Here is a 7,679-nt window from a genome sequence, read left to right as displayed (position 1 = left end):
GCTCGCGGTGGCGTCGGCCGGGGCGGCGGTGAGATGCCTCCGTGCGGGCCGCCCGCAGGCGTACGAGAAGGCCTGGCGGCGTCTGTCGCTCCGGCCCCGCCGTTTCCCCGTCGTCACGCCTCCAGCAACGGGACGAGCTGCTCCTCCTCGTACCCGAGGTGCGCCTCCAGCTCACCGGTGAGCCGGTCCACCTCCGCGAGCACCAGCGCCGTGTCCGCCCCCTCGTCGGACACGGCCTCACGCAGCTCCGCCAGGAGGTCCGCGATCCGCTCGTGCTCGCGCTCCAGCCGCTCCATCACCGGGCCGAGCTCGGGATGGCGGTCGGCGAGCATCGGGAAGAGCGCCGTGTCCTCACCGGTGTGGTGGTTGTGCAGCCCCTGGCAGAAGGTCAGGCAGTTCACCCGCAGCTGGGCGCCGAGTCCCCCCGCGCCCGACGCGGCGACCTCACCGCGTATCAGGGACAGCTCTCGCCGGAACCCGTCGTGGACGACCTTGATCGCCTCGGCGAAGGACGTGGCGTTGAAGTGGGGCGGCCCGGGCACCTCGTCCAGCGCGACGACGGGGATGACCCGGCTGGTCTTCGCCTGGTATTCGGCCCACCCGGCGTCCGCCTCGACCGCCCGCGCGAACGCCCGGTCGCGCTCGTCCCCCTCCAGGACGGTGGCGTCCGCCTCGTAGGTGAAGACACCGTTCTCGACGGTCACGCGCGGCTGGGCGACCAGGTTGTGGAACCAGGCCGGGTGCTTGGGGGCGCCGCCTGCGGAGGCGATGACCAGGACACGGCCGTCGCCGTCGGGGTAGTAGCCGACGGGCGTGGTGTGGGGCGTGCCCGACCGGGCGCCGGTGGTGGTCAGCAGCAGGAGCCTGGCTCCCTCGAACCACCCGCCCACGCGCCCGTGGTGGGCGCGGAACTCGTCGATGACCTGCTGGTTGAAATCGTTCGGCAACTCTCTGCTTTCTGCTCCGAAAAAGACGGGTGTACGGATGTACGCGGAGGAGAAAACAACTGCGGCGGGGCTCTTACCCGCCCCGGCGTCACGCCGAGGCCGGGTGCCCTACTCGTGTGTGGCCCATGGCCGACCCGGCAGTCACCGCGTCAACGTACAAGCGCCGCTCGACGCCCGGCAACGACGAAAACCAGCCACGTAGCCGGGCCGCGGCCTGGGCCGGGTGTCAGCGCATGCCGATCTCGTGGCCGACGGACCGCGCGCGGGCGGCGTTGACGACGAGCGCGGTGGCGGCGGCGTCCTGGACGGCGACGCCGACCGACTTGTAGAGGGTGATCTGGTCCGCCGAGGTACGCCCGGGCCTGCTGCCGTTCACCAGTTCACCGAGCTCGGCGTGGATGTGGTCCGCGGTGATGACGCCGTCCCGGATCGGGAACAGCAGGTCGTTGCTCCCGGCGGGGAACGGCGCGAGGACGGCCCGCCGCGACTCGACGCACACCAGCGCCTCGGCGACCGTCGCGTCGTCCACCTCGCGGCCACCCTGGTTGAACCCGACGGACGCGATGTGCACGCCGGGCGTGAGCCATGCGCGCCGTACCACCGGGTCGACGGTGTGCGTGGCCGCGGCGACGAGGTCCGCGCCGTCGAGGGCGTCGGCGTAGTGCGGTGCCGCGACGGCCTCCACTCCGAGCTCGCCCGACAGCTCCTCGGCCAGCACGCCGGCCCGTACCGTGTCCCGGCCCGCCACCCGGATCTGCCGCACCGGCCGCACCCGGCACATCGCGTGGGCGTGCGTCCGCGCCTGCACCCCGGTCCCGAGCACCGCGAGGACCTCGGCGTCCTCCCGCGCCAGCAGCCGCGCCGACAGCGCCGACCCCGCGGCCGTCCGCGCCGCCGTGATGGCCGTCCCGTCCAGCAGCGCGGTCGGCTCGCCCGTCTCCGGGTCGAACACCGCGATCAGCGCCTGGTGCGTCGGCAGCGGCGTCCCGGCGTTGTGCGGGAAGAGTGAGACCAGCTTGCTCATCAGCACCCCGACCGACGGCACGTATCCCGGCATGGCCGCCAGGAACCCGTCCTGCCCGGGCACGACGGCGGCCACCCGGTCGGGCACCGACGCCCGCCCTTCGCTCAGGTCCACCATCGCCGGGCCCAGCCCGTCGATGAGCGCGTCCATGTCGAGCAGCGCCTCGACCTGCGACCGTCCCAGTACCAGCATCCGCCCAGCCTCGGCCACGCCCTCCGCCACCGCGAGGGCGACACGCCGGGGCCCGCGCGGGGCCGCCCGCGCGGCGTCCGCCTTGGCGCCCGCCCGGCACGGCCCGCCGCTGCCGGCGGGCTAGAAAGGCGCCTGTGCCGTCTCGATGAGCCGTTCGGTGTCATCGGCGCCCAGGTGGAGCGCGTTGCCGACCGTCGTCAGCACGTCCCGCTCGGCCTGGCAGTAGGCGCCGTCCGCGAGGGCGATCCGCGCGCCCTGCAGCAGGATCGACTCCCGCCCCGCGGGAGCCAGGTGCGGCGAGAGCGGCTCCAGCGCCTCGTGCAGTTCGATGGCGAGCGCCGTCCCGCACGGACCGGCGACATCGGTCACGAAGCGGCCGGTGTCGGCTTCGAGCGCTTCGATGAGCGAGGTGAGGCTGTCGGCCGTGCAGTCCTCGTACCCGGCCGCCCGCACCGCCCGGACGGCGGTCCGCAGGACCGTGGGGGACGAGACGCCGCCCGCCGCGAGCACCGCCAGGGCGACGGTGTGCACGGCGTCGCGGAGCATCGCGGAGAAGCGCGCGGTCGTCGGGTGGTCGAGGACGTCCGTACCGAAGTGGGCGTGGCAGGCCGCGCATTCGACGACCGGTCCGGCGTCTCCCCGCGGTGCCAGCGGGACACCGAAAAGGGTGAAGCGGCGGCGGCCGGTGCGCCGCCGGTAGTTGCGGTCGCCGCCGCACCCCGGACAGAAGAACTCACCGTCACCGACGGTGTTCCACGTGGTCGAGATGGAGCAGATGCGCAGTCTCCGGCCGCGTGATCCTCGTGCTGGCAGCACGTCGCACCTCCGTAAATCCCCCGCGGCCCTTCGGGCACGGGAGCTACCCCCACGGCCACCCTTGCCGCGTGGGCGTGATGTTAGCCACATCGGTGATGTCGCGTCAGCACCCCGGCGTGAGAACGCCACGGACATGGCCGAACCCCGCCCGCTGCGAGCGGGCGGGGTTCGGTACGGCGGGGTCAGCGCCCGGCGCGGTTCACGGCCGAGATGACGGCCTTCAGCGAGGCGCGGGTGGTGTTGGCGTCGATGCCGATGCCCCACAGCACCTTGCCGTCAATGGCGCATTCGATGTACGAGGCGGCCTGCGCGGACGCGCCCTCGCTCATCGTGTGCTCCTGGTAGTCCAGCAGCCGCACGTCGATGCCGATGGACTGCAGGGCGGCGAAGAACGCCGAGATCGGGCCGTTGCCCGAGCCGGTCAGGACGACGTCCGCGCCGTCGACGACCGCCTCGACGGTCAGCGTGTCCGTGCCGTCCTTGTCGGTCGTGGTCTGGCCGGAACGCAGCTGGACGCGCCCCCACGCGTTGTCGGGGTTGGGCAGGTACTCGTCCTGGAAGACGGACCAGATGTCCTTCGGCGTGACCTCGCCCCCCTCGGCGTCGGTCTTCGCCTGGATGATCTTCGAGAACTCGATCTGCATGCGGCGCGGCAGGTCCAGCTTGTGGTCGTTCTTCAGGACGTACGCGATGCCGCCCTTGCCGGACTGCGAGTTGACGCGGATGACCGCCTCGTAGGACCGGCCGACGTCCTTGGGGTCGATCGGCAGGTACGGCACGGCCCACTCGATGTCGTCGACGGTCCTGCCCTGCTCCCGGGCAGTGGCCTCCATCGCGTCGAAGCCCTTCTTGATGGCGTCCTGGTGGGAGCCGGAGAAGGCGGTGTAGACCAGGTCGCCCGCGTAGGGGTGGCGCGGGTGGACCTCCATCTGGTTGCAGTACTCGGACGCGCGGCGGATCTCGTCGATCTGCGAGAAGTCGATCTGGGGGTCGACGCCCTGCGAGAACAGGTTCATGCCGAGGGTGACCAGGTCGACGTTGCCGGTGCGCTCACCCTGGCCGAACAGGCAGCCCTCGACGCGGTCGGCGCCGGCCATGATCGCCAGCTCTGCCGCGGCCACCGCCGTACCGCGGTCGTTGTGCGGGTGGACCGACAGGCAGATGAACTCGCGGCGCGACAGGTTGCGGGACATCCACTCGAACCGGTCCGCGTGGGTGGAGGGCGTCGAGCGCTCCACGGTGGCGGGCAGGTTCAGGATGATCTCGCGGCCCTCCTCGGGCTGCCAGACGTCCATGACGCCCTCGCAGACCTCCAGGGCGAAGTCCAGTTCGGTGTCGGTGAAGATCTCCGGGCTGTACTGGTAGCCGAAGGTCGTCTCGTCGCCCAGCAGCTTCTCCGCGTACTCCATGACCAGGCGCGTGCCGTCGACGGCGATCTGCTTGACCTGCTCCCTGGAGCCCCGGAAGACGACGCGGCGGAAGACGGGCGCGGTGGCGTTGTACAGGTGGACGGTGGCCCGGTGGGCGCCGCGCAGCGACTCGACGGTCCGCTCGATCAACTCCTCGCGGGCCTGCGTCAGGACGGAGATCGTCACGTCCTCGGGGATGGCGCCCTCTTCGATGATGGAGCGGACGAACTGGAAGTCGGTGTCGCCGGAGGACGGGAAGCCGACCTCGATCTCCTTGTAGCCCATGCGTACCAGCAGGTCGAACATCTCGCGCTTGCGGGCGGGCGACATGGGGTCGATCAGCGCCTGGTTGCCGTCCCGCAGGTCGGTCGACAGCCAGCGCGGCGCCTTGGTGATCCGGTTGTCGGGCCAGGTGCGGTCGGGGATGTCGACGGCCTCGTACGGGCCGTACTTGTGGATGGGCATCCCGGACGGCTTCTGGGTGTGCGTCGCGGTGGTGATGGGCGTGGGACGGCCGATCCACTGGGACTGGGTCATTGCGCAGGGCTCCTCGGGTGTTCCGCACGGGGGCCGACTGGGTCGAAGCAGCACCAGACTCCGCGGGGAGGGGGTCGGCCTACGACTACAGGCCCTCGCCGCGGCAGCTAAGGAGAAGCAGCCCGAAACGCATGATGTGCAGCAGCCTAGCCGAGTGACACGGTGAGCGGAGGGTCCGTTTCAGTATGCGGGATTCCTGACCGGTAACCACGGAACCGTGAAGTATCACTCCTTTTCATCAATCATCGTCGCAGCGCGTGACAGGGTCATCACCCAATGCCACATTGCGGGGCATGACTGGCATCTTCTGCACCATCGTCCCGCCGCACCTGCTGGACCGCCTGGCCCGGTCGGCCGACCCCGCCATCGCCGCCGCCGCCCGCCGCACCCTCGTCGCGGACGCCTCGCACCGCACCACCCGCCGGCTGACCACGGTCGTCGGCGCGGCCCCCGTGCCCCAGCCGGCGCAGGCGCCCGCCGACACGCCGCGCCGCACCGTCCACGACGCGCAGCACACGACCACGCTGCCGGGCAGGAAGGTCCGCGGCGAGGGGGACGAGCCGACGCGGGACGCGACCGTCAACCGCGCGTACGCCGGTCTCGGCGCGACCTTCGAGCTGTTCCGCGCGGCGTACGGCCGCAACTCGATCGACGGCTCCGGGCTGCCGCTCGACGCCACCGTCCACTACGACCGTGACTACGCCAACGCGTTCTGGAACGGCGAGCAGATGGTCTTCGGCGACGGCGACGGGCAGGTCTTCAACGACTTCACCGTCGCGGTCGACGTCATCGGCCACGAACTGGCCCACGGCGTCACGCAGTACACGGCGAACCTGGCGTACTTCGGCCAGTCGGGCGCGCTGAACGAGTCGATGTCGGACGTCTTCGGCTCGCTGGTCAAACAGCACGCGCTGGGGCAGACCGCGGAGGAGGCCGACTGGCTGATCGGCGCCGGGCTCCTCGCGGAGGGCGTCCGGGGCGTGGCCCTGCGCTCGATGAAGGCCCCCGGCACGGCGTACGACGACGACGCCCTCGGCAAGGACCCGCAGCCCGCGACGATGGACGACTACGTCCGCACGAGCGCCGACAACGGCGGCGTGCACATCAACTCCGGCATCCCCAACCACGCCTTCTACCTCACGGCCAGGGCGCTGGGCGGCCACGCCTGGGAGCGGGCCGGGCGGATCTGGTACGACGTGCTGACGGGCGGCGAGCTCACGGTGGACGCCGACTTCGCGGCCTTCGCCCGCCTGTCGGTGGCGGCGGCGCGCGAACGGTACGGCGCGGGCGGCGCGGAGCACGACGCGGTGACGAAGGCGTGGTCGACGGTGGGCGTGCCGGTGGAGTAGACAGGGCCCATGCGTATTCGGGTGACACGCACGGGCGGGTTCGCGGGCATCGAGCGGCGGGCCGAGGTGGACACCTCGGGCCGCCCCGACGCCGCCGAGTGGCACGACCTGGCATCGGCGGCCCTCGCCACGGCCGGGGCGACCCCACCGGCCGGGGTGCCGGACGGCTTCCGCTACACGATCACCGTGGACGGCCGGACCGTGCACTGCGCGGACCCGCGCCTGACGGAGGCGCAGCGGGAGCTGATCTCGCGGGTGCTCAGGGAAGGCGCGTGACGCCCGGCGGCGCCGGGTTCCGGGACGGCCGGTCTCCCCGGGGGCCGGTTTCCCCCGGGGCCGGTTTCCCCGGGAGCCGGGGTCGCGCGCCTCGGGGTCGCGCCCGGGGCTGCGGATCGGTCAGAAGCCCAGCTTGCGGAGCTGCTTCGGGTCGCGCTGCCAGTCCTTCGCGACCTTCACATGGAGGTCGAGGAAGACGGGCGTGCCCAGCAGCGCCTCGATGTGCTTGCGGGACTTCGTGCCGACCTCCTTCAGGCGCGTGCCCTTCGGGCCGATGATGATGCCCTTCTGGCTGGGGCGCTCGATGTAGAGGTTGGCGTGGATGTCCAGCAGCGGCCGGTCCGCCGGGCGGTTCTCGCGCGGGATCATCTCCTCGACGACGACCGCGATGGAGTGCGGCAGCTCGTCGCGTACGCCTTCCAGCGCCGCCTCGCGGATCAGCTCGGCGACCATGACCTGCTCGGGCTCGTCCGTGAGGTCGCCCTCCGGGTAGAGCGGCGGGCTCTCCGGAAGCAGCGGGATCAGCAGGTCGGCCACCAGCTGGACCTGCTTGTCGCCGACGGCCGAGACCGGGATGATCTCCTGCCACTCGAAGCCCAGCTCCTTGCCGAGCTGGTCCACGGCGATGAGCTGCTCGGCGAGCGTCTTGGAGTCGACCAGGTCGGTCTTGGTGACGATCGCGACCTTCGGGGTCTTCTTGATCCCGGCGAGCTCCTTGGCGATGAACCGGTCGCCGGGGCCGAGCTTCTGGTCGGCGGGCAGACAGAAGCCGATCACGTCGACCTCGGCCCACGTCGTGCGCACGACGTCGTTGAGCCGCTCGCCCAGCAGCGTGCGCGGCTTGTGCAGGCCGGGGGTGTCGACCAGGATCAGCTGCGCCTCCGGGCGGTGCACAATGCCGCGCACGGTGTGCCGGGTGGTCTGCGGGCGGTTGGAGGTGATCGCCACCTTCTGACCGACCAGAGCGTTCGTGAGGGTGGACTTGCCCGCGTTGGGGCGGCCGACGAAGCAGGCGAAGCCCGCCCGGTGGGCGGCTTCGGTTTCAGGGTTGCGAACGCTCATGGGGGCCATTGTCCCCGATGCGCGCCCCCTCACGTACCGCCGCCGCGTCACCGCCCGGCGCGGTGAC

Annotated in this window: 7 protein-coding genes; 2 read left to right on the top strand and 5 right to left on the bottom strand. The window is 71.7% G+C overall.

All coding sequences use genetic code 11. From position 1 onward, the window contains the following. Window positions 1–113: 113 nt before the first annotated feature. The 4 genes from ABZZ38_RS29885 to leuA all read right to left on the bottom strand — a co-directional run bounded on the left by ABZZ38_RS29885 (window position 114) and on the right by leuA (window position 4,925). Complete coding sequence (locus ABZZ38_RS29885; protein ID WP_356745591.1) at window positions 114–947, bottom strand: nitroreductase/quinone reductase family protein; 834 nt, start codon at window positions 945–947, stop codon at window positions 114–116. A 226-nt stretch (window positions 948–1,173) separates the two neighbouring features. Continuing rightward, the gene (locus tag ABZZ38_RS29880; protein ID WP_356745589.1) at window positions 1,174–2,163 is read right to left on the bottom strand and encodes an ornithine cyclodeaminase family protein; all 990 of its coding nucleotides are present in this window, start codon (window positions 2,161–2,163) and stop codon (window positions 1,174–1,176) included. A gap of 120 nt (window positions 2,164–2,283) precedes the next feature. Further along, on the bottom strand, window positions 2,284–2,979 hold the full coding sequence (locus ABZZ38_RS29875) for a TerB family tellurite resistance protein (RefSeq protein ID WP_356745587.1): 696 nt from the start codon (window positions 2,977–2,979) through the stop codon (window positions 2,284–2,286). A 182-nt stretch (window positions 2,980–3,161) separates the two neighbouring features. Beyond that, the gene (gene leuA / locus ABZZ38_RS29870) at window positions 3,162–4,925 is read right to left on the bottom strand and encodes a 2-isopropylmalate synthase (RefSeq protein ID WP_356745585.1); all 1,764 of its coding nucleotides are present in this window, start codon (window positions 4,923–4,925) and stop codon (window positions 3,162–3,164) included. Between the two features lie 293 nt (window positions 4,926–5,218). On the opposite strand from leuA, the gene ABZZ38_RS29865 reads away from it, so the two are divergent. Together ABZZ38_RS29865 and ABZZ38_RS29860 are read left to right on the top strand one after the other, a co-directional pair. Continuing rightward, window positions 5,219–6,274 (top strand): M4 family metallopeptidase, encoded by a 1,056-nt coding sequence (locus ABZZ38_RS29865; RefSeq protein ID WP_356745583.1) that lies wholly within the window; start codon window positions 5,219–5,221, stop codon window positions 6,272–6,274. Between the two features lie 9 nt (window positions 6,275–6,283). Then, on the top strand, window positions 6,284–6,550 hold the full coding sequence (locus ABZZ38_RS29860; protein ID WP_356745581.1) for a protealysin inhibitor emfourin: 267 nt from the start codon (window positions 6,284–6,286) through the stop codon (window positions 6,548–6,550). Between the two features lie 120 nt (window positions 6,551–6,670). Here the strand turns inward: ABZZ38_RS29860 and era are convergent, their stop codons facing one another. After that, window positions 6,671–7,621 carry a GTPase Era gene (gene era, locus ABZZ38_RS29855; RefSeq protein WP_356745593.1) on the bottom strand — a complete coding sequence of 317 codons (951 nt, stop codon included), beginning with the start codon at window positions 7,619–7,621 and terminating at the stop codon, window positions 6,671–6,673. Window positions 7,622–7,679 lie beyond the last annotated feature (58 nt).

Source organism: Streptomyces sp. NPDC006368 (assembly GCF_040612535.1).
In the GTDB taxonomy this organism is placed as follows: domain Bacteria; phylum Actinomycetota; class Actinomycetes; order Streptomycetales; family Streptomycetaceae; genus Streptomyces.
Note: the sequence above shows the minus strand (reverse complement) of the source record. Positions and strands in the feature narration are given on the sequence as shown.

What these genes read in the sequence shown, in the direction of transcription:
- ABZZ38_RS29880 (WP_356745589.1), bottom strand. Translation starts at nt 2,163, where the DNA reads ATGCTGGTACTGGGACGGTCGCAGGTCGAGGCGCTGCTCGACATGGAC.
- ABZZ38_RS29865 (WP_356745583.1), top strand. Translation starts at nt 5,219, where the DNA reads ATGACTGGCATCTTCTGCACCATCGTCCCGCCGCACCTGCTGGACCGC.
- ABZZ38_RS29860 (WP_356745581.1), top strand. Translation starts at nt 6,284, where the DNA reads ATGCGTATTCGGGTGACACGCACGGGCGGGTTCGCGGGCATCGAGCGG.
- era (WP_356745593.1), bottom strand. Translation starts at nt 7,621, where the DNA reads ATGGCCCCCATGAGCGTTCGCAACCCTGAAACCGAAGCCGCCCACCGG.
- leuA (WP_356745585.1), bottom strand. Translation starts at nt 4,925, where the DNA reads ATGACCCAGTCCCAGTGGATCGGCCGTCCCACGCCCATCACCACCGCG.